This window comes from Streptomyces sp. NPDC087420 (genome assembly GCF_044744165.1).
In the GTDB taxonomy this organism is placed as follows: Bacteria; Actinomycetota; Actinomycetes; order Streptomycetales; family Streptomycetaceae; genus Streptomyces.
The window spans coordinates 63107-89306 of sequence record NZ_JBIUXU010000013.1 but is presented as its reverse complement, the minus strand read 5'-3'; the positions used below and the strand labels follow the sequence as shown (position 1 = coordinate 89306).

At 71.5% G+C, this 26200-nt stretch carries 25 protein-coding genes; 13 read left to right on the top strand and 12 right to left on the bottom strand.

Annotated features, from left to right (window positions below; genetic code table 11):
• Positions 1–44 precede the first annotated feature (44 nt).
• Positions 45–1022 carry an ATP-binding cassette domain-containing protein gene (locus ACIO1C_RS26535; protein WP_401868117.1) on the top strand — a complete coding sequence of 326 codons (978 nt, stop codon included), beginning with the start codon at positions 45–47 and terminating at the stop codon, positions 1020–1022.
• Positions 1019–1849: an ABC transporter permease gene (locus ACIO1C_RS26530; RefSeq protein WP_401867648.1), complete on the top strand. Its 831-nt coding sequence runs from the start codon at positions 1019–1021 to the stop codon at positions 1847–1849. Before ACIO1C_RS26535 ends, ACIO1C_RS26530 begins: the two co-directional genes overlap by 4 nt.
• Positions 1850–1920: 71 nt before the next feature.
• On the opposite strand, the gene ACIO1C_RS26525 is transcribed toward ACIO1C_RS26530, so the two are convergent.
• Positions 1921–3357, bottom strand: coding sequence for a glutamate decarboxylase (locus ACIO1C_RS26525; RefSeq protein WP_401867645.1), 1437 nt, complete (start codon positions 3355–3357; stop codon positions 1921–1923).
• Between the two features lie 159 nt (positions 3358–3516).
• Positions 3517–4803 carry an ion channel protein gene (locus tag ACIO1C_RS26520; RefSeq protein ID WP_401867642.1) on the bottom strand — a complete coding sequence of 429 codons (1287 nt, stop codon included), beginning with the start codon at positions 4801–4803 and terminating at the stop codon, positions 3517–3519.
• A gap of 246 nt (positions 4804–5049) precedes the next feature.
• Here ACIO1C_RS26520 and ACIO1C_RS26515 point away from each other — a divergent pair, with 246 nt between their 5' ends.
• Positions 5050–5754: a DedA family protein gene (locus tag ACIO1C_RS26515; protein ID WP_401867639.1), complete on the top strand. Its 705-nt coding sequence runs from the start codon at positions 5050–5052 to the stop codon at positions 5752–5754.
• Between the two features lie 27 nt (positions 5755–5781).
• On the opposite strand, the gene ACIO1C_RS26510 is transcribed toward ACIO1C_RS26515, so the two are convergent.
• Positions 5782–7338: a threonine/serine exporter ThrE family protein gene (locus tag ACIO1C_RS26510; RefSeq protein WP_401868114.1), complete on the bottom strand. Its 1557-nt coding sequence runs from the start codon at positions 7336–7338 to the stop codon at positions 5782–5784.
• Positions 7339–7463: 125 nt separating this feature from the next.
• Complete coding sequence (locus ACIO1C_RS26505) at positions 7464–7961, bottom strand: inorganic diphosphatase (RefSeq protein ID WP_161307199.1); 498 nt, start codon at positions 7959–7961, stop codon at positions 7464–7466.
• Positions 7962–8134: 173 nt separating this feature from the next.
• Here ACIO1C_RS26505 and dacB point away from each other — a divergent pair, with 173 nt between their 5' ends.
• From dacB to folE, 6 genes are all read left to right on the top strand, one after another.
• Positions 8135–9559: a D-alanyl-D-alanine carboxypeptidase/D-alanyl-D-alanine-endopeptidase gene (gene dacB / locus ACIO1C_RS26500; RefSeq protein ID WP_401867637.1), complete on the top strand. Its 1425-nt coding sequence runs from the start codon at positions 8135–8137 to the stop codon at positions 9557–9559.
• Between the two features lie 62 nt (positions 9560–9621).
• The gene (locus tag ACIO1C_RS26495) at positions 9622–10758 is read left to right on the top strand and encodes a zinc-dependent metalloprotease (RefSeq protein WP_401867634.1); all 1137 of its coding nucleotides are present in this window, start codon (positions 9622–9624) and stop codon (positions 10756–10758) included.
• A gap of 187 nt (positions 10759–10945) precedes the next feature.
• Positions 10946–12001 carry a tRNA lysidine(34) synthetase TilS gene (gene tilS / locus ACIO1C_RS26490; RefSeq protein ID WP_401867631.1) on the top strand — a complete coding sequence of 352 codons (1056 nt, stop codon included), beginning with the start codon at positions 10946–10948 and terminating at the stop codon, positions 11999–12001.
• A 30-nt stretch (positions 12002–12031) separates the two neighbouring features.
• Complete coding sequence (hpt, locus tag ACIO1C_RS26485; protein ID WP_161311206.1) at positions 12032–12592, top strand: hypoxanthine phosphoribosyltransferase; 561 nt, start codon at positions 12032–12034, stop codon at positions 12590–12592.
• Positions 12593–12775: 183 nt separating this feature from the next.
• Positions 12776–14812 (top strand): ATP-dependent zinc metalloprotease FtsH, encoded by a 2037-nt coding sequence (ftsH, locus tag ACIO1C_RS26480; protein ID WP_401867628.1) that lies wholly within the window; start codon positions 12776–12778, stop codon positions 14810–14812.
• 113 nt (positions 14813–14925) lie between these two features.
• Entirely contained in the window at positions 14926–15531 is a 606-nt protein-coding gene (gene folE, locus ACIO1C_RS26475; protein ID WP_161311208.1) for a GTP cyclohydrolase I FolE, read from the top strand.
• A gap of 9 nt (positions 15532–15540) precedes the next feature.
• On the opposite strand, the gene ACIO1C_RS26470 is transcribed toward folE, so the two are convergent.
• The 6 genes from ACIO1C_RS26470 to ACIO1C_RS26445 form a co-directional block, all read right to left on the bottom strand.
• Positions 15541–16026 carry a DUF3180 domain-containing protein gene (locus ACIO1C_RS26470; protein WP_401867625.1) on the bottom strand — a complete coding sequence of 162 codons (486 nt, stop codon included), beginning with the start codon at positions 16024–16026 and terminating at the stop codon, positions 15541–15543.
• A 98-nt stretch (positions 16027–16124) separates the two neighbouring features.
• Entirely contained in the window at positions 16125–16739 is a 615-nt protein-coding gene (gene folK, locus ACIO1C_RS26465; protein ID WP_401867623.1) for a 2-amino-4-hydroxy-6-hydroxymethyldihydropteridine diphosphokinase, read from the bottom strand.
• Positions 16736–17095 (bottom strand): dihydroneopterin aldolase, encoded by a 360-nt coding sequence (gene folB, locus ACIO1C_RS26460; protein ID WP_401867620.1) that lies wholly within the window; start codon positions 17093–17095, stop codon positions 16736–16738. Before folB ends, folK begins: the two co-directional genes overlap by 4 nt.
• A 145-nt stretch (positions 17096–17240) precedes the next feature.
• The gene (locus ACIO1C_RS26455; protein ID WP_401867617.1) at positions 17241–17696 is read right to left on the bottom strand and encodes a nuclear transport factor 2 family protein; all 456 of its coding nucleotides are present in this window, start codon (positions 17694–17696) and stop codon (positions 17241–17243) included.
• Complete coding sequence (gene folP / locus ACIO1C_RS26450) at positions 17693–18550, bottom strand: dihydropteroate synthase (protein ID WP_401867615.1); 858 nt, start codon at positions 18548–18550, stop codon at positions 17693–17695. The genes ACIO1C_RS26455 and folP overlap by 4 nt, the downstream gene beginning before the upstream one ends.
• A 36-nt stretch (positions 18551–18586) precedes the next feature.
• Positions 18587–19753: a betaine/proline/choline family ABC transporter ATP-binding protein gene (locus ACIO1C_RS26445; protein ID WP_327235198.1), complete on the bottom strand. Its 1167-nt coding sequence runs from the start codon at positions 19751–19753 to the stop codon at positions 18587–18589.
• A 155-nt stretch (positions 19754–19908) separates the two neighbouring features.
• On the opposite strand from ACIO1C_RS26445, the gene ACIO1C_RS26440 reads away from it, so the two are divergent.
• The 4 genes from ACIO1C_RS26440 (at position 19909) to ACIO1C_RS26425 (ending at position 23879) form a co-directional block, all read left to right on the top strand.
• Complete coding sequence (locus ACIO1C_RS26440; protein WP_401867611.1) at positions 19909–20703, top strand: ABC transporter permease; 795 nt, start codon at positions 19909–19911, stop codon at positions 20701–20703.
• A gap of 2 nt (positions 20704–20705) precedes the next feature.
• Positions 20706–21440 (top strand): ABC transporter permease, encoded by a 735-nt coding sequence (locus ACIO1C_RS26435; RefSeq protein WP_401762164.1) that lies wholly within the window; start codon positions 20706–20708, stop codon positions 21438–21440.
• A 36-nt stretch (positions 21441–21476) separates the two neighbouring features.
• Positions 21477–22478 (top strand): ABC transporter substrate-binding protein, encoded by a 1002-nt coding sequence (locus tag ACIO1C_RS26430; RefSeq protein ID WP_401867609.1) that lies wholly within the window; start codon positions 21477–21479, stop codon positions 22476–22478.
• Positions 22479–22595: 117 nt separating this feature from the next.
• A complete protein-coding gene (locus tag ACIO1C_RS26425; RefSeq protein WP_401867607.1) occupies positions 22596–23879 on the top strand; it encodes a hypothetical protein in 1284 nt (427 codons plus the stop codon).
• A 30-nt stretch (positions 23880–23909) separates the two neighbouring features.
• Here the strand turns inward: ACIO1C_RS26425 and ACIO1C_RS26420 are convergent, their stop codons facing one another.
• Both ACIO1C_RS26420 and ACIO1C_RS26415 read right to left on the bottom strand, forming a co-directional pair.
• The gene (locus tag ACIO1C_RS26420; protein ID WP_401867605.1) at positions 23910–25061 is read right to left on the bottom strand and encodes an NADH-quinone oxidoreductase subunit D; all 1152 of its coding nucleotides are present in this window, start codon (positions 25059–25061) and stop codon (positions 23910–23912) included.
• Positions 25062–25117: 56 nt separating this feature from the next.
• The gene (locus tag ACIO1C_RS26415; protein WP_401868112.1) at positions 25118–26137 is read right to left on the bottom strand and encodes an SAM-dependent methyltransferase; all 1020 of its coding nucleotides are present in this window, start codon (positions 26135–26137) and stop codon (positions 25118–25120) included.
• Between the last annotated feature and the right edge of the window lie 63 nt (positions 26138–26200).

Genomic DNA, 26200 nt, shown 5'->3' with positions numbered 1-26200 from the left:
GTCAAATTTGACTACTCGGGGTGGAGGAGACGCTGGTGGCTGACCTGATCGATGTGATCGTCATGGACGGCGTACGGAAGCGGTACGGCGACAAGCGGGCGCTGGACGGTCTCGACCTGACGGTGGCGCGCGGCACGGTGCACGGTGTGCTGGGGCCCAACGGCGCGGGCAAGACCACGGCCGTACGGGTCATGACCACGCTGCTGCGGCACGACGAGGGCGTGGCGCGGGTGGCCGGCTTCGACGTACGGACGCAGGGGGCCGAGGTGCGGCGGCGGATCGGGCTGCTCGGCCAGCACGCCGCCCTGGACGAGGAGTTGAGCGGCCGTCAGAACCTGGAGATGTTCGGCCGGCTCCACCGGCTCGGCGCCCGGCGGGCCGGCGCCAGAGCCGGCGAACTGCTCGACCGCTTCGGCCTCGGGGACACCGGGCGCAAGGCGGTCAAGCGGTACAGCGGCGGGATGCGGCGCCGCCTCGACCTCGCGGCCTCGCTGATCACCGGCCCGGAGGTGCTCTTCCTGGACGAGCCGACCACCGGGCTCGACCCGCGCGGCCGGGCGGAGGTGTGGAGCGCGGTGCGCTCGCTGGTGGGCGGCGGGACGACCGTCCTCCTCACCACCCAGTATCTGGAGGAGGCCGACCAACTGGCCGACCACATCTCGGTGGTGGACGGCGGGCGGGTCGTCGCGGACGGTACGGCGGACGCGCTCAAGGCGGCGATCGGCGGCGACCGGATCGACGTCGTCCTGCGGGACGCCGACCAACTCGGCGAGGCGGCAAGACTGTTGGCGGGCGCGGCGGGCACGTACGCCGTCGGCACGGACGTGGACCGGCGCCTGCTGAGCGCGCCCGTCACGGACCGGATGGCCGTTCTGACCGAGGTGGTACGGGTGTTGGGCGCGGCGGGCATCGAGGCCGAGGACATCGCGCTGCGGCGGCCGACGCTCGACGAGGTCTTCCTCCACCTCACCGGCGGGGACACCCCGGGCCACCACGACCAGCAGCGGGAGGCTCTCGTATGACCACCCTGGACACCACACCGCCCGTCCCCGCACCCGGCGGGGGCAACCGGCTCGGGTGGGCGCTCGCCGACTCGTGGACCATGACCCGGCGCGAACTCGCCCACTGGGCGAGGCAGCCCGTCCAGATCGTCGTGGGGCTGGCCTTCCCGGTGATGCTGCTCCTGATGTTCGGCTTCCTGATCGGCGGCGGCCGGGGCCTCGCCGGGGACTACGTCGACTACCTCGTGCCCGGCATGCTCGCCCTGACGATGGCCTTCGGCATCGAATCGACGATGCTCGCCGTCACCCAGGACCTCAACAAGGGCGTCATCGACCGCTTCCGCTCCATGCCGATGGCGGCGTCGGCGGTCCTGGTGGGACGCAGCGTCGCGGACATGATCCAGTCCGCGGCCGGCCTGGTGGTCATGATCGGCGTCGGCTGGGCGATCGGCTGGCGCTGGCACGACGGTCCCGTCGCCTTCCTGGGCGCCGTCGGGCTGCTGCTCCTGTTCCGGTTCGCCATGCTCTGGGCCGGCATCCAGCTGGCGATGGTGGCGGGCCGGCCGGAGATGGTGCAGACGGTCCAGATCCTCGTCTGGCCGGTCGGCTTCCTCTCCAACGCCTTCGCGACGCCGCAGTCCATGCCGGGGTGGCTGGGCGCGGTGGTGGAGTGGAATCCGCTGTCCGCCACGGCCACGGCCGTACGTGACCTCTTCGGCAACCCGGTCGTGACGGCCGGCTCATGGCCGGCCGAGCACGCGGGACTGCTGGCGGTGGCGTGGCCGGTGGCACTGTTCCTGGTGTTCTTCCCCCTGGCCGTACGCCGGTTCGGCCGCCTGAGCCGCTAGGGCGTGTCCGCGGCTCTGTCCACCGCCGCCGTACGGGTCCGGGGCACTCGCCGGACCCGTACGGCCGTCCGTCAGTGGTGGAACGACGTCGCCGCCGTCTTGTCCCGGGCCAGCGGGTGCTCCTGCGCGCGCAGTTCGGGCAGCAGCTTCTCCAGGTCGTTGATCAGCAGCTCGCCGAGGTCCGCCGAGAAGCCGTTGCGGCACACGATCCGCAGGACGTCCAGATCCTCGCGGTTGGCGGGGAAGGTGTACGCGGGCACCAGCCAGCCCCGCTCGCGCAGCCGCCGCGACACGTCGAAGACGTCGAAGTTCGTCACCCCGGGGGCCGTGGTGAAGGCGAACACGGGCAGCTCGTCCCCCCGGGTGAGCAGCCGGAACTCCGCCATCGCCCCGATTCGCCCGGACAGGTTCGTGGCGATGTCCCTGGCCGTCTGCTGGACGGCCCGGTAGCCGTCCCAGCCCAGGCGCAGGAAGGTGTAGTACTGCGCGACCACCTGCGCGCCCGGCCGGGAGAAGTTCAGCGCGAACGTGGGCATCTCGCCGCCCAGGTAGTTCACCCGGAACACCAGCTCCTCGGGCAGCTCGGCGGGCGAGCGCCACAGCGCCCAGCCCACCCCCGGGTAGACCAGGCCGTACTTGTGCCCCGAGGTGTTGATGGACGAGACACGCGGGAGCCGGAAGTCCCAGACGAGATCCTCGTCGAGGAAGGGCGCGACCATGGCGCCGGACGCCCCGTCGACGTGGACGGGGATGTCAAAACCGGTGCGTTCCTGGAGGGCGTCCAGGGCGGCGCACAGCTCGGCGACCGGTTCGTAGCTCCCGTCGAAGGTCGAGCCGAGAACGGCGACCACGCCGATGGTGTTCTCGTCGCAGAGGTCGGCGGCGGCCTGCGGGTCGAGGTGGAAGCGGTCGCCCTCCATCGGCACCTGCCGCATCTCCACCTCCCAGAAGTTGCAGAACTTCTCCCAGCAGACCTGGACGTTGATCCCCATGACCAGGTTCGGCCGGGCCGTCGCCGGGTAGCGAGCGGCGTTACGGGTGGTCCAGCGGCGCTTCAGCGCCAGCCCCGCGAGCATGCAGGCCTCGCTCGACCCGGTGGTGGAACAGCCGACGGCCGTCACCGGGTCGGGGGCGTTCCAGAGAGTGGCGAGCATCGCCACACACCGCCGCTCCAGCTCGGCGGTACGGGGGTACTCGTCCTTGTCGATCATGTTCTTGTCCCGGCACTCACCCATCAGGATCCCCGCCTGGGGCTCCATCCAGGTGGTGACGAAGGTGGCGAGGTTGAGCCGGGAGTTGCCGTCGAGGAGCAGCTCGTCATGGACCAGCTGGTACGCCGTGGAGGGTGGCATCGGACCGTCGGCGAGCCGGTGCAGCGGCGGCGCGGAGGTCATGCCGCCGACCGGATCCGCCTCCCCGTAGAAGGGGTTGAGCGACAGCCTGCGCGTCTCGGCGGCGTGCTCCTCGGAGCCGTGCGGCGACGGGGGCGCTCCTCGGTGGAGTGACACGGCGGGTCTCCTAGGCGTCGGAAAGGCCCCCTCGGCGAGGATACGGAGGTTCGGCGCGGGTCGCCCGACGGGACGGACGAACGGGGCAGCCGGACGAACGGGGCGGCCGTACGAGCGGCGCGCACGCGAGCCCGAACGCCGCACGCGCGGGACGCACGCTCACCGCACCGCCGTCCCGTCCTCCCGCACCTGCATCTGCGGACGGCCGGTGACGAGCAGCCAGGCCGGGAGCAGCGCCACGCACAGCAGCGGGAGCAGGTTCGGGTCGGCGGCCAGCACCGCCGCAGTGAACAGGCTGAGCCAGCCCTGCCGGGTGACCGCGAGCAGCATCCCGAGCACCGCGCAGACCACCCCGACCGTGGTGTCCACGCCCGGCACGAGGGCGTGGGCGCAGAGCCCGAGGGACACCCCCGCGAAGAGCGCGGGGAAGATCCGGCCGCCCCGGAAACCGCACGCGGCCGCGACGAGCACCGCCGCCAGTTTCACCACCGCCATCAGCGCGAACCACCCGGCCGACCAGCCGTCGGGATCGGCGGCCAGGGTCTTCACCTCGTCCAGCCCCTTGAAAAGCGTCAGACGGCCGCCCAGGGCCCCCAGAAGGCCCAGCAGCAACCCGCCGACTGTCAGGGCCAGGACGGGGCGCCGGAGGCGCTGGAAGGCCGTGTGGGCGTACGGGAAGGCATAGACCATCACCAGTCCGAGCCCCGCCGCGACCGGCGTGATCACCAGCGCGGCCAGCGCGTCGCTCCAGTGGGTGCCGGAATGATCCGGCAGGTCGAGGTCGAACGTCGGGTGGTCGATCAGTACGGTCATCAGCCCGCCGGCCCCCGCCGCGATCAGCGGACCGAACAGCTTGTCCCACAGCGAGCCGGGACCGGGACGCGACGCGAGCGTCTCGGAGAGGACGAGCGCGGCGGCCACCGGCGTACCGAACAGCGCGCCGATCGTGCCGGCCGCGCCCAGCGAGATCCACAGCACCGCGGGCGCCTTCGGCGCGACCTTGCGGCCGAGCCAGTACGTCAGCGCGATGTTGGCCGCCGTGACGGGGTTCTCCGGGCCGAGGCTCACCCCGCCCGCCAGCGCCAGCACGGTCACGACGAGCAGGCCGGGCACCACCCCCGCGGGCATGGGCCTGTCGACCAGGCCGGTGGTGGCCGGGTCGGGTCCGGCGTGCCCGTACACCTGCCGCACGACGATCCCCACCGCCAGCCCGGTCGCCGTGAGCATCACGATCATCCAGAGCGAGGAGTACCGGCCGACCCCGAGCGCGTCGGGGAGCAGCTTCCACAGGACGTCCTTGAGCCGGTCCGCGAGCCCGCTCACCCCCAGCAGGACGAGGCTGGCGACCACGCCGGTCACCAGGGAGGGGACGACCAGGGGCAGCAGCGTGCGCGCGGAGGGCGCGGGCGCCGGCGCGGTGCCGGTCGGCGGAGCGTCGGGGGCCACGCGCCCACCGTACGGCGGCGGATGGCCCGTACCCCCGCAAAAGAGGGCATGGCGGCCGGAAAGAACCGCCGGCCGGGACCGGGGGGACGGCGGGCCGTTCCCGGGGTCATTTGTCCCCCTGGGACCGGGGCGGATCTCATGGGGGCGGGTGGAACCAGGGAGCGGGGGTAGGCGTTGATAGCTTGTGCGCGGCCGACCACGCCGATTCGACGATCGACCGACCAACGACACAGGAGTCCGGAACCCGTGACCACCCTTGCGCTCGGACCCAGCTGGCTGGACCCGGACTATCTGATCGGGACCTTCGGACTGATCGGTGTCCTCGCCATCGTCTTCGCCGAGTCCGGCCTCCTCATCGGCTTCTTCCTGCCGGGGGACTCGCTCCTCTTCACCACCGGCCTGCTGGTCACGGCGGGCACGCTCGACCACCCGCTGTGGCTCGTCTGTGTGCTGGTGGTGCTGGCGGCCATCATCGGGGACCAGGTCGGTTATCTCTTCGGCCGCAAGGTCGGGCCCTCGCTGTTCAAGCGCCCGGACTCCAAGCTCTTCAAGCAGGAGAACGTCGAGAAGGCGCACGAATTCTTCGAGAAGTACGGGCCCAAGTCGCTGGTCCTGGCCCGCTTCGTCCCGGTGGTCAGGACGTTCACGCCGATCATCGCCGGTGTGAGCCGGATGAACTACCGCTCGTTCATCACGTTCAACATCATCGGCGGCACGCTCTGGGGAGCGGGCGTCACCCTGCTCGGCGCCGCGCTCGGCAAGATCGCCTTCGTCCACCAGCACATCGAGATGATCCTGATCGCGATCGTGCTGATCTCGGTGCTGCCGATCGCCATCGAGTTCCTGCGGGCGCGCTCCAAGTCCAAGAAGGAGGGCGGCTCCACGGCGGGCCGGACCGTCCCGGACACCGCCCCGGAGGGCGGCGGCCGAGGCCGCCACGCGAAGCGCTGACCCCGCTGTCCCCCCGCATCTCGCCGATCAGAAGCCGCGCGTCCGCTTGGCCGCGCGGCGGCCGGACGCACGGCCCGCTCCCGGCACCTTGAGGAACAGCCGGGAGATCTCCCCGCCGAGATTCACCCCGATCGCGATCGCCAGGGCCAGCGCCGCCGCCTTCGACAGGGACGCCAGCCCGTGGTCCAGGTCGTTCTGGGCGAGGCCCAGCAGCCCGAAGTACGTGGCGGAGCCGGGCAGCAGCGGACCGATCGCCGCCGTCACGTACGGCAGCGCGGACGCGAAGCGGTAGCGCGAGAAGAGCTGTCCGAAGAGCCCCACCAGACCCGCCGCCACGGCCGTCGCCGCCACCGGCGAGATGCCCCCGGTGTGGTGCATCGCCGCGTACACCGTCCACGCCACCCCGCCGTTGACGGACACCATCAGCACGGTGGAACGTTCCTGCTGGAGCAGGATCGCGAAGGCGAAGCTCAGCACGACGGCCGAGACGATCTGTATCACGGGCCGCGCGGGGGTGTTCAGCGCCGCGTCCGGGTTCAGCTGCGCGTCGAGCTGCACCCCCAGATAGAGCACCAGCAGCACACCGATGATGATCGCGACGAAGAAGTACATGACCTCCAGCAGGCGCGCGGCCGCAGTGATGTAATACCCCGTCAGCCCGTCCTGCACCCCGGCCACCAGCGCCCGTCCCGGCAGCAGCGCGAACAGTCCACCGGTGATCACGGCCGACGGCCGGCCGTCCCAGTGCACAGCCGAGCCCAGCAGGGTCAGCGCCACCCCCATCGCGGCCGGCGGCATCGCCGCCACCACGAACTGGTAGAACTCCGGCAGCCCGCGCCCCGCCGCCAGCCACGCCAGCCGGTCGCCGAGCATCGCCCCGAGCGCCGCCGCGACGAACACCACGGGACCACCGCCGACCAGCACCGACGCGGCCCCCGCCAGCAGCCCGCTCGCCAGCGTCAGGGCCCACCCCGGGTACGGGTGGCGGTTGCGCCGTATCACCGCCAGCCGGCGGTACGCGTCCTCCAGCGTGACGTCCGTGTCCTCGGCCGTGATGTCGTCCACGAGCGTGTAGACCGCCGCGAGCCGCGTGTAGTCCGTCCCCCGGCGCCGTACGGTCCGACTGGCCGTCACCGGGTCCTCCACCAGCGACGGCTGGTAGGAGATCGACAGCAGGGTGAAGGTCACGGTCGGCTCGCAGCGGGCCAGTCCGTACGCGCGGCTGACCGCGAACATGGCCGTCTCGACGTCCTCCGCGCCCTCGCCGCCCGCGAGCAGCAGCTCACCGATACGCAGCGTCAGGTCCAGCACCCGGGGGACGGCGGGGCCCGCGTCGTCGTGCCGCTGCACGGTCTCCGGTACGGGCCGTTCACCGACCGGCATCCGTAGGAGGGTGCGCATCCGGTCCTGCCAGGGCGCGTCCTTCGTCAACCGGACGAGGGGGGTGCCCTCCGCCGGGGTGAGGGCCTGGGACGGCAGACCGTACGCGGGCGCCCTGCCCGCCCGGAGGGGAGGGGCGAAGGCACTGCGCGCCTCGTCCGAAGGAGGCTTGCGGTCCTCAGGACCGTCCAACTCGGCCACCACTGTCTGCTTCCCGCTCTCTTCCACGTCGTCTTGTTGTCCTGCGGTCCCCCGTAGCCCTTACACACGGATGGGCGGCGCACCCCCGGAGGGATGCGCCGCCCGTACGGTCGTACACGGTCAGGCGGTCAGTGGTGCGCGCCGCCCTGCGCCTCAAGGCGCTTGTACGAGGCCTCGATCTCGGCCTCGGCCTCGGCGCGGCCGACCCAGTCGGCGCCCTCGACGGACTTGCCGGGCTCCAGGTCCTTGTAGACCTCGAAGAAGTGCTGGATCTCCAGGCGGTCGAACTCGGAGACGTGGTGGATGTCGCGCAGGTGCTCCACCCGCGGGTCCGACGCCGGGACGCACAGCAGCTTGTCGTCGCCGCCCGCCTCGTCGGTCATCCGGAACATGCCGATCGCGCGGCACTTGATGAGGCAGCCGGGGAAGGTCGGGTCGTCCAGGATGACGAGCGCGTCCAGCGGATCGCCGTCCTCGCCCAGGGTGTTCTCGACGAAGCCGTAGTCGGCCGGGTAGCTGGTCGAGGTGAAGAGACGACGGTCAAGGCGGATCCGACCGGTCTCGTGGTCCACCTCGTACTTGTTCCGCGAACCCTTAGGGATCTCGATGGTGACGTCGAACTCCACGGGTGCTCCTCCATGATCAACACATGCGTACGGTGAGGTTGCGGCCTCACGGAGAAGCACCCCGTGCCGCGGCCGGACGGGCCGCCGTTGGCCGGGGTGCCGTGCTCGTGGCAAGGCGCAGTGATTAAGTGTCCCCCACGCAGCTGTGTGTTCGCGAAAGGGGCTGGTCAGCCGTGCTTGAGCCGAAAGTGTGGCAGCTCACGGCGGGTTCTGTCGCCGTCGGCCTGGTGCTCGCCGCCGGTGCCGTCACGCTCGCGGGCCCGTGGGACTCCGGCCAGCGTAAGGCCGAGCGGCGCTGGGCCGCCGCCCAGGACCGTACAGGTGGCGCAGATCACGGCCCGCCGGCCGCGCACGGCCCCGCCCGGCGGCCCGCCCCCGCCCCCGCTCCCAGCGCCCCCGCCGTGCTCGCCGCGCTCGGCGGTGCGGCCCCGGCCGCCGCCCGGCTGCCCGCCGGCCTCGCCGAGAGGCTCGGGAAGAAGCTCGGGCCGCTCCTGGACGACCCCGCGCTCGGCAAGGTCCGTACGGCGGAGGTCATCGACGTCGCCACCGGCCGGCGGCTGTACGGCAAGGGCCCCGACACCCCGATGGTCCCCGCCTCCACGGTGAAGATCGCCACCATGGCCGCCGCCCTCTCCGCGCTCGGCCCCGAACACCGCATCCCCACCACCGTCGTGGCCGGCCGCGACGCGCGGAAGCTGACCCTCGTCGGCGGCGGCGACGCCACCCTCGACACCCGGCGGCTCGGCGCCCTCGCCGACGACACCGCCCGCGCCCTCGGCGACCGGGGGATCGCCGCCGTCGAGATCGGCTACGACGTCTCCCTCTACTCGGGCCCCCGCGAACACCCCATCGGCCCCAACGACAACATCGCCCCCGTCGTCGCCCTGATGGCCGACGAGGGCCGCCTCGACGACTCCACCAGCGGGCCCGCCCCCCGCAGCGGCGACCCGGCCGGCGACGCCGCCGACGTCTTCGCCGGGCTGCTGCGCGACCTGGGCGTCAGGATCACCGCCACCACCGGGCCCCACCGCGCCCCCAAGGACGCGAAGCCCCTGGCCAGGACGTACTCCGCCCCCCTGTCCGCCCTGGTCGAGCGCACCCTGACCGAGAGCGACAACGACATCGCCGAGTCCCTGGCCCGCCAGACCGCGCTCGCCGAGGACGAACCGGCGAGCTTCGCGGGCGCCGGACGGGCCGTCGCGGAGGAGATCGAGGAACTGGAACTGCCCCTCGGCCACGCCCGGTTCACCGACGGCAGCGGACTGAGCCGCGAGGACCGGGTCGGCGCCTCCCTGCTGACGGCCTTGCTGGCCCGGGCCGCCGACCCCGACCACCCGGAGCTGCGCCCCGTCCTGACCGGGCTGCCGGTCGCCGGATTCAGCGGCACCCTGCGCGGCCGGTACGGGGACGACGTACCGGCCAGGGGACTCGTTCGGGCGAAGACCGGCACGCTCACCGGCGTGAACACCCTCGCGGGCACCGTCGTGGACGCCGGGGGACGGCTCCTGGCCTTCGCCTTCCTGGCCGGCGCGACCCCCGCCCCCGACCCCGCCCAGACGGCCCTGGACCGCCTCTCCGCCGCCCTCGGCCACCGCTGAGGCCGCCGGGCCGTGCCGGTCGTCCCCTGACGACTCCGCCGCCGAGCACGTACGGTTGACGCATGACGAGCATCGGTGGTGCAGAGATGGTCGACTGGAACCTCGCGGTCGCGACCGCGATCCGCCTGGCGCGGCCCGGCCCGGAAGTGACGCGGGACGAGGCGCGCGAGATCGTCGCCGAGCTGCGGCGGCACGCCAAGGCCTCCGAGGAGCACGTCCGGGGATACACCCGGATGATCCCCGAGGGGCACGAGCCCGCCGACACCCCCGTGCTGGTCGTGGACCGGGCCGGCTGGGTGCGCGCCAACGTCGCCGGGTTCCGCGAGCTGCTCAAGCCGCTGTTCGAGAAGATGCAGGAGCGTCGCTCGGGCAGCCCCGGCTCCGCCGTCTTCGGCGCGGTCGGCGGCAAGGTGACCGGCGTGGAGCTGGGCATGCTGCTGTCGTTCATGTCGTCCCGGGTCCTCGGCCAGTACGAGACGTTCGCACCGCCCACCCGCGACCTGCCGTCGGGCGCGAACGGCGGCGGCCGGCTGCTGCTCGTCGCCCCCAACATCGTCCACGTCGAGCGCGAACTGGACGTCGACCCCCACGACTTCAGGCTCTGGGTGGCTCTCCACGAGGAGACGCACCGCACGCAGTTCACCGGCGTGCCCTGGCTCAGGGACCACCTCCAGGGTGAGATCCAGTCCTTCCTCGCCGAGACCGACGTCGACCCCATGACCGTCGTGGAACGGCTCAGGGAGGCGGCGCAGTCCCTGACGGGCAGTCGCCCCGAGGGTGCGGACATCGACGGCGACAGCGGGCGCAGCATCGTCGAACTGGTGCAGACCCCCGGGCAGCGCGAGGTCCTCGGCCGGCTCACCGCCGTGATGTCCCTGCTCGAAGGCCACGCGGACTACGTGATGGACGGTGTGGGACCGCAGGTCGTGCCGTCCGTCGCGGAGATCCGCGAGAAGTTCCAGCAGCGCAGGGCCAGCGGCGCGAGCCGGCTCGACCAGGCGCTGCGCAAGCTGCTGGGGCTCGACGCCAAACTGCGCCAGTACCGGGACGGGGAGCGGTTCGTGCGCGCCGTGGTGGACGAGGTCGGCATGGACGGCTTTAACCGCGTCTGGACCTCGCCGAACACCCTGCCCACCAAGGCCGAGATCGCCAAGCCCGCGGACTGGGTGGCGAGGGTGCACCGTAAGACAGATTCCTGACCCGGATCCCGCCGACGGCAGAAGTACGCCTCAGTAATCACCCGTCCGAGGGACCGTGAGCCAGGGGTAGGCGTGCCATGCTCGGGTAGTGGCTCGGATCTGTCACCATCTACGCACTCTGCGTGACGGTCTCAGGCCGGTCTCCGACCGAGGCACCCCCCGAAAAACATCACGAAGGGCACCGGACATGGGTCCCCATCCTGCGGTCGCGGCGATACGCCTGGCGGTCCGCCGCGTACTCCACGACGTACTGCACGACGTCCTCACCGAGCGACCCGAGACGTCCCGCGTCACCACCCCCCACCGCTCCTCGACGCTCGTCGCCGACGACCGCCCGCTCGTCCTCGTCGCCTGCTCCGGCGGCGCCGACTCCATGGCGCTCGCCTCGGCCCTCGCCTTCGAGGCCCCCAAACTCTCCGTCCGCGCCGGCGCCGTCACCGTCGACCACGGCCTCCAGGACGGCTCGGACCTCCGCGCCGCCGAGGTCGTGGCCCGCCTGGGCGGCATGCGGCTCGACCCCGTCGAGTCCGTCGCGGTGACCGTCGGCCGCGACGGCGGCCCCGAGGCCGCCGCCCGCGACGCGCGGTACGCGGCGCTGGACGCCGCCGCGGAGCGCCACGGCGCCGCCGCCGTCCTGCTCGGCCACACCCGCGACGACCAGGCGGAGACCGTGCTGCTGGGCCTCGCCCGCGGCTCGGGCACCCGCTCGCTCTCCGGTATGGCGGCCGTCTCGGGAGCGGCCGGCCGGTACCGCCGCCCGTTCCTCCAGGTCGACCGCCAGACCGCCCGCAAGGCCTGTCTGGTGCAGTCGATCCCCGTCTGGGACGACCCGCACAACACCGACCCGGCCTACACCCGCTCCCGGCTGCGCCACGAGGGCCTGCCCGCCCTGGAGAAGGCGCTCGGCAAAGGGGTGGTGGAGGCCCTGGCCCGCACGGCACGGCTCTCCCGCGACGACGCCGACGCCCTGGACGCCTGGGCGGCCGACGTGGAGCGTTCCGTACGGGACGCGTCGGGTCTGCTGGAGTGCGCCAAGTTGTACGCGCTGCCGCCCGCCGTCCGCCGCCGGGTGCTGCGTACGGCGGTCATCACCGCGGGCGCCCCGGCCGGTTCGCTGTTCGCCCGGCACATCGAGGAGGTCGACCGCCTGATCACGGGCTGGCGCGGCCAGGGAGCCATCAACCTGCCCGGCCGCGTGGAGGCCAGGAGGCAGGGTGGCAGACTGGTCATCCGGCAGGGCTGAAGCGCTGGTCTCCTGGCGACGACGAAAGTGATGCGGGTGGACGACAAGGACTTGGGCACCGATCTTCAATCGGTACTCATCACCAAGGAAGAGATCGACGGGAAGCTGGCCGAGCTGGCCGGGAAGATCGACGCGGAGTACGCGGGCAAGGATCTGCTTCTCGTCGGGGTGCTCAAGGGCGCCGTGATGGTGATGGCGGATCTGGCGCGAGCTCTGTCCACCCCCGTGACGATGGACTGGATGGCCGTCTCCTCGTACGGGGCGGGCACGCAGTCCTCCGGTGTGGTCAGGATCCTCAAGGACCTGGACACCGACATCAAGGGCAGGCACGTCCTGATCGTCGAGGACATCATCGACTCGGGGCTGACCCTGTCGTGGCTGCTGTCCAACCTGGGCTCCCGGGAGCCGGCCTCGCTGGAGGTCGTCACCCTGCTCCGTAAGCCGGATGCCGCAAAGGTCGCGATCGACGTGAAGTGGATCGGCTTCGACATTCCGAATGAGTTCGTCGTCGGATATGGCCTGGATTACAACGAGAAGTACCGCAACATGCCTTTTGTCGGCACACTCGCACCGCACGTGTACGGCGGCTGAACCGTTCGGCCCCGGACGGGAACCCCGGCCCCCCTCCCGCCGTTGGAGCATGGGAAGGCCGGTTTGTCAGCCGTCCCGTGCGGTCGCGGGTGACAATGCTGGGGTACCGTCCGAAGAACAGTCTTTTCTCACAGCGGCATTTACCTACGGGCAGGAGGGACGGAGCGTTCTCGCTCCGTATGGATGGACGTGAAGCGATACTTCCGTGGGCCGGTCATGTGGATCGTGCTGGCCGTCCTCGCCGTGGTCGTGTTGATGCAGGTCGTCGGCTCGTCGGGCGGCTATAAGACAGTGGACACCGGCCAGGTGATCCAGGCGATCAACAAGAACCAGGTCCAGCAGGTCAAACTGACGACCGGCGACGATCAGATCATCAAGGCCGAGCTCGCGCCCGGCGTGAAGATCAAGGACAGCAACAAGATCCAGGCGAGCTACATCGGCAGCCAGGGCTCGACCCTGGCCAAGACGCTTCAGGCGAAGTTCGACAGCGGCGACATCAAGAAGGGCTACACGGTCTCGCCGTCGAAGCAGAGCCCGTTCCTCTCGGTGCTGTTCTCGCTGCTGCCCTTCGTGCTGATCGTCGTGGTCTTCCTGTTCCTGATGAATTCGATGCAGGGCGGCGGCTCCCGCGTCATGCAGTTCGGGAAGTCCAAGGCCAAGCTCATCACCAAGGACACCCCGAAGACGACGTTCGCCGACGTGGCGGGGTCCGACGAGGCCGTCGAGGAGCTCCACGAGATCAAGGAGTTCCTCCAGGAGCCGGCGAAGTTCCAGGCCGTCGGCGCCAAGATCCCGAAGGGTGTGCTGCTGTACGGCCCGCCCGGTACGGGCAAGACGCTGCTCGCCCGCGCTGTCGCGGGGGAGGCCGGGGTGCCCTTCTACTCGATCTCCGGCTCCGACTTCGTCGAGATGTTCGTCGGTGTCGGCGCGTCCCGCGTGCGTGACCTCTTCGAGCAGGCCAAGGCGAACGCCCCGGCGATCGTCTTCGTCGACGAGATCGACGCCGTCGGCCGGCACCGCGGTGCGGGTCTCGGCGGTGGCCACGACGAGCGCGAGCAGACGCTGAACCAGCTGCTCGTGGAGATGGACGGCTTCGACGTGAAGGGCGGCGTGATCCTGATCGCCGCCACGAACCGGCCCGACATCCTCGACCCGGCGCTGCTGCGCCCGGGCCGCTTCGACCGGCAGATCGCCGTCGACCGCCCCGACATGCTGGGCCGTCTGGAGATCCTCAAGGTCCACCAGAAGGGCAAGCCGGTCGCCCCGGACGTCGACCTGAGCGCGGTCGCCCGTCGTACGCCCGGCTTCACCGGCGCCGACCTGGCGAACGTGCTGAACGAAGCCGCGCTGCTCACCGCGCGCGGTGACAAGAAGCTCGTGGACAACCACGCGCTGGACGAGGCGATCGACCGTGTGGTGGCGGGCCCGCAGAAGCGGACCCGGATCATGTCCGAGAAGGAAAAGAAGATCACCGCGTACCACGAGGGCGGACACGCCCTGGTCGCCGCGGCGTCTCCGAACTCCGACCCGGTGCACAAGATCACCATCCTGTCCCGCGGCCGGGCCCTGGGTTACACCATGGTCCTGCCCGACGAGGACAAGTACTCCACCACGCGCAACGAGATGCTCGACCAGCTCGCGTACATGATGGGCGGGCGCGCCGCCGAGGAACTGGTCTTCCACGACCCGACCACGGGCGCCGCCAACGACATCGAGAAGGCCTCGGCGACCGCCAGGGCCATGGTGACCCAGTACGGCATGACCGAGCGGCTCGGCGCCATCAAGTTCGGCGGCGACAACACCGAGCCCTTCCTCGGCCGTGAGATGGGCCACCAGCGCGACTACTCGGAAGAGGTCGCGGCGCTGGTCGACGAAGAGGTCAAGAAGCTCATCGAGACCGCGCACAATGAGGCCTGGGAGATCCTGGTCGAGAACCGCGACGTTCTCGACAACCTGGTCCTCGCGCTCCTGGAGAAGGAGACGCTGAACAAGGAGCAGATCGCCGAGATCTTCTCCACCATTGTTCGGCGCCCCGCCCGCCCGGCGTGGACCGGCTCCTCGCGTCGTACGCCTTCGACGCGTCCGCCGGTGCTCTCACCGAAGGAGCTGGCGCTCACCAACGGCGCCATCGGCGCCAACGGTTCGAACGGTGGCCTGCCCTCCGTGACGACCGGTGAGACACCGACCGAAGCGATCCCCGAGGACCGCCCGGAAAGCTGATCCCGGACCGCCGAGAAGGCCCGGAATGCATGCCGCGTCCCCCAGGTTTTAGCCTGTGGGGGCGCGGCATTCGTTTGCGCGCCCACAGGACGGCAGAGGAACGAGGCACATACATGACCGACCCGGTGACTCTGGACGGGGAGAGCCCGATCCGCGAGTTCGACGAGAAGCGGGTGGAGAATGCGGTGCGGGAGCTGCTGTTCGCCATCGGTGAGGACCCGGACCGCGACGGTCTGCGAGCGACCCCGGAGCGGGTGGCACGTGCGTACAAGGAGATATACGCGGGTCTGTGGCAGACGCCCGAGGACGTCCTGACGACCACGTTCGACCTGGGGCACGACGAGATGGTCCTGGTGAAGGACATCGAGGTCATGAGTTCCTGTGAGCACCACCTCGTGCCGTTTGTCGGAGTGGCCCACGTCGGCTACATCCCGTCGGCGGACGGCAAGATCACCGGACTGTCCAAGCTGGCCCGGCTCGTGGACGTGTACGCCCGGCGCCCGCAGGTCCAGGAGCGGCTGACGACCCAGATCGCCGACTCGCTGATGGAGATCCTCGATCCCCGTGGGGTGATCGTGGTCATCGAGTGCGAGCACATGTGCATGACCATGCGCGGGGTACGGAAGCCGGGCGCGAAGACGATCACGTCGGCGGTCCGCGGTCAGATGAGGGTGCCGGCCACGCGTGCCGAGGCGATGAGCCTGATCATGGCCCGCTGAACGTACGGCTCAGGCGCGCGTCGCGGTCGGGTGGTCGTCGTCGTGGTCCTCCGGGAGCTTGCAGACGCGCTCCAGGAAGAAGGCCGCGAGGATCACCGCGATGCCGGCCACGACGGCGAAGCCCGAGTAGATCGCCTGGTCGCGGCGGGCGGGGACGTCGAGCTTGGTGAGCAGGAAGACGCCCACGCCGCCGTACATCCCCGAGACCAGGGCCACGACAAGCGCGCTGGCCTGGCCGAAGACCAGGGCGCGGGCGGCCATCAGCGGGTCGACGCCCTTGGCCCCGGGCCGCCGCTCGCGCTGGGCCCGCAGCCGTGAGCGCAGCGACAGCGCCGTGGCCGCGAGGACCACGGCGATCACCGCGAGCACGATGGGCGCCGCGAGCGGCACCCCCGGCAGGCTGCCGACGGCGTCCCAGAGACGGGCGGCGCCCCAGGAGAGCACGCCGGCCACCACGAACAGGCCGGCGAGCACCTTGATCCGCAACTGCTGCACCGAGAGAGCCGCCCTTCGCCTTGCCGTCCTGAGCCGTACGGAATCCGGGTCGCGGATCCGTGCCGGGAATCCGTACCGGAATCCGTTGAGCCTAACGACTAATCGGGCAGGCGGAGTTCCAGGTCGGCGCGGGGCTGGACGCCGTCCGTCCCGACATAGGCCAGCAGGTCGGCGACGGCCCCGAGGCCCGGCACCTTGGCCTCCGGCTCCACGTCGTGCCACGGGGCCAGGACGAAGGCGCGCTGGTGGGCGCGGGGGTGGGGCAGGGTGAGCAGCGGATCGTCCTGGACGACGTCCGCGTACGCCAGGATGTCCACGTCGATCGTCCGGGGACCCCAGCGCTCCAGGCGTACCCGGTCGAAGGCCTCCTCGATGGCCTGGCCGCGCTCCAGCAGGGACGACGGCGGCAAGGTGGTCTTGACCACGACCACCGCGTTCAGATACGTCGGCTGGGAGCCGGCGTCGACGCCCCACGGCTCGGTCTCGTACACCGGGGAGACGGCCTTGACGCGCAGGCCCGGGGTGTCCTCCAGGGCGTCGATGGCCCCCTGGAGCGTCTCCAGCCGGTTTCCCAGGTTCGAGCCGAGGGCGACCACCGCCCGTTTGGGGTTGGACAGCGTGACGTCGGCGGCGTCGACCTGGGCGACGACGGAGGCGGGTACCGGCTGGACGGTCGGGTCGCTCTGGGGCCCGTTCGCGTAGGGGGCGGTCATAGTCGGCTCCGGGTGATGGTGATGGTCACATCGTCGAAGGGCACGGTGATCGGCGCGTCGGGTTTGTGCACCACCACCTCGACCTCCTGGACGCCGTCGTGCTTGAGGCACCGCTGGGCGATGCGCTCCGCGAGTGTCTCGATCAGATCGACCGGATCCCCCTGGACGATCTCCACGACCTCCTCGGCCACGATTCCGTAGTGCACGGTCTTGGTGAGGTCGTCGTCCGCCGCCGCGGGGCGCGTGTCCAGGCCGAGCACCACGTCCACGACGAAGGTCTGTCCTTCCTCGCGCTCCCTGGGGAAGACGCCATGGTGCCCGCGGGCCTTGAGGCCGCGCAGCGCGACACGATCCACGCGAATCACTCCTGCTGTTGTCGGTCGTCGGGACGTCCCGCCGCGGGTGGGCGGCGGGGTGCCCTTATTCGAATCTACCTTCGGGCACCGACAGCGCTCTTCCACGGGGCCCTGGGGCCCCGTCCCGCAAGAGGCCCCTACCCACTCAGGAGGACGGCTCCTCCTCTTCTTCCTCATCGGTTTCCGTCAGGACGGGGGAACCGTGGTGCGACCAGACCCTCCACCCCTCCGGGGTGCGGCGGAACACGTTGGTCGCCACGACCAGCTGGCCGACGAGCGGCCCCAGCTCGCCGCTCTCCTCGGCGGGGCCGCCGCTGAGGATGTTCTCGGTGCAGGTCACGAGGGCGGTGTCGGCGGCGACGGACACGACGACGTCGGTGAGGAAGAACTGGATGTACTCGGTGTTCGCCATGATCAGGGCGTACGAGCGCAGCACCTCGGCGCGGCCGGAGAGCACGGGCCAGCCGGGGTGGACGCAGGAGATGCCGTCCTCGTCCTCCAGCCAGAGCGCGGTCAGCGCGTCGAGATCACCCCGCTCCATGGCCTCGTAGAAGGTGGTGTTCGCCAGCTCGACCTGCTCGACGTCCGTGCGGGCGGTCATGCGGCGTCCTCGACGGCGCGCGCCACGCGGACCGCGTCCGCCGTGGCCCGTACCTCGTGGACCCGGACCGCCCAGGCGCCCTGGTGGGCGGTGATCGCGGAGATCGCGGCGGTGGCCGCGTCCCGCTCGCGGGCCGGGGGCGGGGCGCCCTCGGTGGCCAGGACGTGCCCCAGGAAGCGTTTGCGGGACGCGGCGATGAGGAGCGGGCGGCCCAGGGTGCGCAGCTCGGCCTGGTGCGCGACCAGCGCGAGGTCGTGCTCGGCCCGCTTGGCGAAGCCGAGGCCGGGGTCGATCACGATCCGCTCCGGGGCGATGCCGCCCGCGATCACCGCGTCCATCCGGGTGCGGAGTTCGGCGACGACCTCGGCGACGACGTCCTCGTACACCGCGAGGCTGTTCATCTCCTGGCTGAAGCCGCGCCAGTGCATCACCACGAAGGGCACCCCGGCGGCGGCGACGACGGGCACCATGTCGGGGTCGCCCAGGCCGCCGCTCACGTCGTTGACCAGGGCGGCCCCGGCCTCGACCGCCCGCGCGGCGACCGAGGCGCGCATGGTGTCCACGGAGACCGTGACGCCCTCGGAGGCGAGCCCGCGCACGACGGGGACAACCCGCCGCAGCTCCTCGTCCTCGTCGACCCGGGTGGCCCCGGGGCGTGTCGACTCACCGCCGACGTCGACCAGGTCCGCGCCCGCGGCGACCAGGTCGAGGCCGCGCTTGACGGCGGCCGTGGTGTCGAACCAGCGGCCTCCGTCGGAGAAGGAGTCGGGCGTCACATTGACGACCCCCATGACCGCGCAGCGGTCCCACTGCGGCAGTCCCTCGACCGTGCCTCGCCCGCGAAACGTACTCATACCGACACCCTAGGGGTTGTCGGTAGGAGAGGGGCTTCACCCGATCTTGCTGATCGTTTCCAGTTCCACGGCGGTACGGGGGACGGCGTGCGCGTCCGCGTCGATCGAGCGGCGCAGCGCCTCGTGGAGCCGGGCCGGGGTGAGGACGCCCAGGAAGCGTCCCGTCCCCTCCTTGTCGATCACCGCGATCCACCCCGCGTCGTGCTGGAGCATCGTGGAGAACGCCTGCTTGAGGGAGGCGCCGACGGGGAGCCACGCCTCCATGCGGCGCGCGTGTTCCCGTACGGTCCCCTCCGCGCCGGTCTGTTCGGTGGAGATCCAGCCGTGCAGGTTGTCGTCGCTGTCCAGGACGACCGCCCAGCGCGCGCCCTCCTTCTCCAGCTTCGCGGCGGCGCGCCTCAGCGGGTCGTCGAGGTGCAGGACGGGCGGCTGTTCCAGGTCGCCCTCCTCGATCGGGGTCACGGAGAGCCGCTTGAGACCGCGGTCGGCGCCGACGAAGTCCGCGACGTACGGGGTGGCGGGCGTGCCGAGCACCGCCGCCGGGGCGTCGAACTGCTCGATCCTGCCCTGTCCGTAGACGGCGATACGGTCGCCGAGCCGCACGGCCTCCTCGATGTCGTGCGTGACGAACAGCACGGTCTTGCGGACCGCCGCCTGGAGTCGCAGGAACTCGCTCTGGAGGTGGTCGCGCACCACGGGGTCGACCGCGCCGAACGGCTCGTCCATCAGCAGGACGGGCGGATCGGCGGCCAGGGCGCGGGCCACGCCGACGCGCTGGCGCTGGCCGCCGGAGAGCTGCTCCGGGTACCGGTCGCCGTACACCGAAGGGTCGAGGCCCACCAGGTCGAGGAGTTCGGCGGCGCGGGCCCGGCCCTTGTCGCGCTTCCAGCCGAGGAGGTGCGGGACGGTCGCGGTGTTCTCCAGCACGGTCTTGTGCGGGAACAGCCCGACCTGCTGGATCACATATCCGATACGCCGCCTGAGCTGGACCGGGTCGATGGCGGAGATGTCGTCCCCGTCGAGGAATATCCGCCCCTCGGAGGGCTCGATCAGCCGGTTGACCATCTTCATGGTCGTGGTCTTGCCGCAGCCCGACGGTCCGACGAGCGTGACCAGCTCGCCCTCGGAGACCTCGAAGGAGAGGTCGTCGACGGCGGTGGTGCCGTCCGGGTAGCGCTTGGTGACGTTCTCGAATCGGATCATGATTCCCCATTGTGCGGCGTCTTATGTGAAGGCCATGTTGCTGGAATGTGGCGGATTTCCGCGAATGTCAGTGGTCGGGGATAGTCTCGCCGGACACACGGACGACACATACGTTCGGACACATAGGTACGGGAAGAGGGGGGAGGCGGGGACGGATGAGCGCACAAGGATGCCTGGCGGCGAACGACTGGATCTGCGGGGAGTATCTCCGCTCCCGTAGCCAAGAACTGACCGACGCGACGGTCCAGCACATCTGGATCACGGCCGTGTCGGTCGCCATCGGGCTGCTCGTCGCTTTCCCGCTGGCACTGCTGGCGCGGAGCAGGCCGGCGTTCGCCGGACCCGTGCTGGGACTGACGACCCTGCTGTACACGATTCCCTCCCTGGCGATGTTCTCGCTGCTGCTGCCGCTTTTCGGGCTCTCCGCCGGACTCGTGATCACCGGCCTGGTGCTGTATTCACTGACGATCCTCGTGCGGAACATCATGGCGGGGCTGGAATCGGTGCCCGAGGAGGCCAGGGAAGCGGCCCGCGGACTCGGCTACGGCCCCGGACGGCTGCTCTGGGAGGTCGAGCTGCCGCTCGCCCTGCCCGCCCTGATGGCCGGGCTGCGCATCGCCACGGTCTCGACGGTGGCGCTCACGACGGTCGGCTCGATCGTCGGCAAGGGCGGCCTCGGGAACCTGATCACGGACGCGCTGACCAGCTTCTTCAAGGCGCAGGTGCTCGCCGCGTCGGTGCTCTGCGTGCTGCTGGCGGTCGTCGCCGACCTGCTGCTCCTCGGGGTGCAGCGGCTGCTGACGCCCTGGACCCGGGCCGGCACCGGGCGCGCCTCGCGCCGCGCGCGCCTCCCGCGCCGTACGGACCGCGCCGCCCGGCCGGGCACCGGTGGCCCGTCCACGGACGACGACCGCACGACCGCCGACGATCCCGTGAAGGCGGTGGGCTGACCGTGGGAGTCCTGGGAGACGCCTGGACCTGGCTGACGACCGGCGCCAACTGGTCGGGCACCAGCGGGGTCTGGAACAGACTCGGGGAGCATGTGTACGTCAGCGGGGTCGCCCTCGTCCTGGCCTGCCTCGTCGCCCTGCCCGTCGCGCTGTACCTGGGCCACCTCGGCAAGGGCGGCGCGCTCGCGATCAACATCTCCAACGTGGGCCGGGCGGTCCCCGTGTTCGCCGTGCTCGCCCTCTTCATGGTCTCGCCGCTGCGCAACTCCGGCTATGTGCCGACGATCATCGCGCTGGTGCTCTTCGCCGTGCCGCCCCTGCTGACCAACGCGTACGTCGGCATGCGCGAGGTGGACCGCGCGGTGGTGGAGGCCGCCCGGGGCATGGGCATGTCGGGGCGCCAGGTCTTCGTACGGGTCGAACTGCCCCTCGCGTACCCGCTGATCATGACCGGCCTGCGCTCCGCCGCCGTCCAGGTGGTGGCCACGGCCACCATCGCGGCGATGGTCGGCCAGGGCGGGCTCGGGCGGATCATCACGGCCGGCTTCAACACGTACAACACCCCGCAGGTGGTCGCGGGCGCGCTCCTCGTGGCGCTGCTCGCCCTGCTCGTCGAGGGCGCGCTGCTGCTGCTCGACCGGCTGATCGACCCCGGCAGGCGCAGCGCCTCCGCGCGCTCGCGCCCCTCACAGACTTCCGGTGCCACTGATGCCGCCGGGTCCCCCACGACCGCGTGAACAACGACTTCTGTTCTTTTTTGGATGGTGAATCTCATGAGCAAGATCTCGCGCATCGCGGGTGCGGTCCTCGGAGCCTCGGTGCTGACCGTCTCGCTCGCCGCGTGCGGCGGCGACAGCCTGGAGAAGGGCAAGAGCGACTCCGGTAGTTCCACGGGCACCGACGCGGGCTCCGGCTCCGGCTCCGGCAAGAAGGGCTCGCTCGTCATCGGCGCGGCGGCCTTCACCGAGTCCAAGGTGCTGGCACAGCTGTACGCCCAGATCCTCGGCGACGCCGGGTACTCGACGTCGGTCACCACGGTGAACAACCGTGAGCTGTACGAACCGTCCCTGGAGAAGGGCGAGATCGACGTCGTACCGGAATACGCGGCGACGATCACGGAATTCCTCAACGCCAAGGTGAACGGCGCGAAGAAGGCCGAGGCGAACCCGCTCGCGTCCAGCGACGCCGCCGCGACCGTGGCCGAGCTGAAGAAGCTAGCCGAGCCGCGCGGACTGAAGGTGCTGGAGGTCGGTCAGGCCGTCGACCAGAATGCCTTCGCGGTCACCAAGGAATTCGCCGAGAAGAACAACCTCAAGACGCTTTCCGATCTCGGCAAGTCGAAGATCAAGGTGAAGATCGCCGCGGGTGACGAGTGCGAGGTGCGCCCGTTCTGCGCGCCGGGCCTCAAGAAGACGTACGGCATCGACGTCGCGGGCATCGACCCCAAGGGTGTCGGTACGCCGCAGTCCAAGCAGGCCGTCAAGGACGGGGTGGACCAGGTCGTGCTGAGTTCCACCACCGACGGCACGCTCGACAGCTTCGGACTGGTGGTGCTGGAGGACGACAAGAAGCTCCAGAACGCGGACAACCTGCTTCCTGTCGTCAATGCCAAGGAGGCCGGAACGCCGGAGGTGGCCGCGGTCCTGAACAAGCTGACGGCCGCTCTGACCACCAGCGATCTCGCCGCGTTGAACCTCAAGGTCGACGCGGAGAGGGCGAAGCCGGAGGACGTGGCGAAGGAGTACCTGGAGTCGAAGGGCCTTCTTACGAAGTAGAGCGGGTCGGCGAATGGCGGGGCGGGAAAGCCGAATCGGCGGCGGAACGGCAACGGGCCGGGAAAGATTGTCCGACGGGCACCCCATCCGGTCTCCACGCACGGTAAATTTCAGGCCATGCCACGTGGACGCCACCGCCATTCCCCACCTCTCCACAAGCTTCTTCCGCCGTTGGCGGTCGCCGGAGCCGCGGTCCTCTGCGCGGCGGGGGCCTGGCTCCTCGCGGATCCGGCGGCGCTGCGCGGTCTGGTCGCCGCCACGGCCGTGGCGGCGCTCACCGGCGCGGTGTTCATGCGCAGTTGGGACGAGAGCGCCGGTCGCCGGGTCGCGGATCTGATCCGCGCGCGGGAGAGCGACCAGTGGAAGACCGAGGAGCGGATAGCCGAGCTGGAGGCGGACGTCGACGAGTCGCGCGAACTGCGCGTCAAGCTCGACGCCAAACTCCGCACGAAGCGGATCGAGTTGGCGGGGCTGCGTGGTGAACACGCGGCGCTGCTGCGGCGGTACGCCACGGCGGAGACCGAGCGTGCCACCGCGCTGGAGGGGCGGCGCCAGCTCGCCCTGGAGGCGGCCGTCGAGCCCAAGGCGCTCCCGGCGGCGGGCAGTACGCCCACCGCGTCCGTCTATCTGCGCGCGGCGCAGGCGCTCGACAATCTGATCAAGACCGCCGAGGACCGGCGGGCGCTCCAGCCGGCGGCGACCCCGGAGGGGGGCGCGAAGGACGGCGGGTCCGGGGCGGACACCACCGCGGAGGAAGCCGCCACGGACGAGGCGCCGGCGAAGGAGCCCGCGGCCACCGGCGGTGAGCCCGGCGACGGGGCCCCGGGCGACGCCTCGGCGGAGGACGCGACGGACGGCACCGGCGACGACGCCGAGGGCGCGGACGCGTCCGTGTTCGACGGCGCGGGCACCGGCCGGAGTACGGCGGAGCAGCACACCCGCCCGGCCGCCGCGCTCGCCAAGCGGGTGCCGGGCGCGTCCGCGATCGTTCCGTACTCCGCGCAGCGCCGCCCGGCGCGGCGGCCGGGCAGCGGTTTCGACTTCTTCGGTACGCAGGCCGGGGCGCACCCCAAGGCGGAGGACGCGGGCGGCCCGCAGCCGGCCGCGAGCGGCGGCAAGGGCACCAGGGACTCGGTGGAATCGGCGGACCAGGACGACCCCGCGCCGGCCACGCCTGCCGCGTCGTCCGGGAGCACCACCGTCGAGCGCGAGGATCTCGCGGACGTCGTGGGCGAGGAGGCTCTCGCCGAGCGGCGGCGGTCCGAGGACCCGGCGGTCGGCGCGGTCATCGACCTGACCGAGCCGGACCGCGGCGAGGACAAGGCCGGCGAAGACGACCCTGCGGAGAAGGACGCGAAGGGGCGTCTCGAAGTGGGAGGCGTACGCAGCGCCACCGGTTGACGGTGACGCTGTCTGTGGGCCACGTGTCGGTTACTTGTCGATGTCGCCCACGACGAAGAACAGCGACCCCAGGATCGCCACCATGTCCGCGACCTGCGTCCCGGGCAGCAGCTCGGTCAGCGCCTGGATGTTGTTGAACGACGCCGAGCGCAGCTTCAAGCGGTACGGCGTCTTCTCGCCCTTCGACACCAGGTAGTAGCCGTTGATGCCGAGAGGGTTCTCGGTCCAGGCGTACGTCTGTCCCTCCGGGGCCTTCAACACCTTGGGCAGCCGCTGGTTGATCGGCCCGGGAGGCAGCTCCGCGAGCCGGTCCAGACAGGCGTCCGCCAGGTCCAGCGCGTTGTGCGTCTGCTCCAGCAGGCACTCGAACCGCGCCAGGCAGTCCCCGGCCTCCCGGGTCACGACGGTGAGCGTGTCCTGGAGTTCGCCGTACGCCAGGTAGGGCTCGTCCCTGCGCAGGTCGAAATCGACGCCGGAGGCGCGGGCGATCGGCCCGGAGACGCCGTACGCGTGCACCGCCTCGCGCGACAGCACGCCGACCCCGCGCGTACGGCCCCGGAAGATCTCGTTGCCGAGGACCAGCCCGTCGTACACGTCCATCCGGGAGCGGACCTCGGCGACCGCCTGCCGGGCCCGGCCCTGCCAGCCGGCCGGGAGGTCCTCCTTGAGGCCGCCGACCCGGTTGAACATGTAGTGCATCCGGCCGCCGGAGACCTCCTCCATCACGGCCTGTATGACCTCCCGCTCCCGGAACGCGTGGAACACCGGGGTGATCCCGCCCAGTTCGAGCGGGTACGAGCCGAGGAACATCAGGTGGTTGAGCACGCGGTTCAGCTCGGCCAGCAGCGTCCTGGTCCACACGGCGCGCTCGGGGACCTCCATGCCGAGCATCCGCTCGACGGCCATCACGACGCCCAGCTCGTTGGAGAACGCCGACAGCCAGTCGTGGCGGTTGGCGAGCATCACGATCTGCCGGTAGTCGCGCGCCTCGAAGAGCTTCTCCGCGCCCCGGTGCATGTATCCGATGACGGGCTCCGCCTCGCGGATCACCTCGCCGTCGAGCACCAGGCGGAGCCGGAGCACACCGTGCGTCGAAGGGTGCTGGGGGCCGATGTTGAGCACCATGTCGGTGCTCTCCGCCGCGCCGCCGATGCCGACCGTCGTCCGCGTGGTCTCCGTCATGGACGACAGTCTCTCAGAGGCCGGGGGCCGGACTCCCGGAGGTCCGGGGGGCACCGTCAGACGCCCGGGTCCGCGAGGGTGGGGAGGGCGCCGCCGCCCAGGCCGCCCGGCGTGATGCCCACCGGCTGGGCCAGCCAGCCGAAGTCGCCGAGCCCGCCCCGCGCCGTCAGCTCCGCCGCCTCCCCGGCCGCCGCCAGCGCCCGTACGTACGCGGCCGGCTCCGCGGCGGCCAGGGACAGCGGCGGGCGCGCCCCGCTCACCCCCAGGCGGCCCAGCGCCGTGCGCTGGTCGGTCAGCTCCGCGCCCGGCAACGCGCAGGCGTCCAGGGCCACATGGGCGGTCAGGTCACAGCTCCCGTCCGGTACGGGGGCCGTCTCCCGGCCCTCCCGGAAGCCCGTCAGCGTCCCGAACGGCGGCCTGGCGTCCCGTACGTGCGCGTAGTCGACGGCGACCGCGAGCCCGCGCTCCAGCGTGGCGACGGCCGCCGCCCAGGCCTCGTCGCGGGGCCGGCCGATCTCCGCGCGGGTGCCGGGCCCGGCCGGCGGCCACCAGCGCGCCAGCCACCGCGCGTCCGCGCCCCCGACCGGTGCGCCCAGCTCCTCCGAGCCGTCGGGGCGCACGAGCACGTACCGCACCACCCCGTCGGGATCCGTCTCGGCGACGTCCACCGGGACGTTGTCCAGCCATTCGTTCGCGAACAGCAGCCCGCCGACCCCCGCCGGGGGCCGCGCGCACCACTCCACACGCGGATCGAGCCCCGCGGGCCGGGCCGCGCGCTCCACGGCGTACGGGCGCACGGTCAGCCCCGCCGGGACCGCGGCGAGCACCCCGGTCAGCAACTCCCCCCGCCCCGCGCCCACGTCGACGAACGCCACCTCGTCCGTCCCCAGCGCCCGGGCGGTGGCGGTCAGCAGCCGGGCGACGGCCGCCGCGAAGAGCGGGGAGGCGTGCACCGAGGTGCGGAAGTGGCCGGCCGGGCCCTCCGGCCGCAGGTAGAAGCCCCCGGGCCCGTACAGCGCGCGCTCCGCCGCCGCCCGCCACCCCTCGGCCCGGAGGCCGTCCTGGGGGGTGGCCAGGGGATCGTCCGGGCGGGCGCGCGCCCCCCGGTGCTTCCCGTTGTCATCCGTCACGGCGTCAAG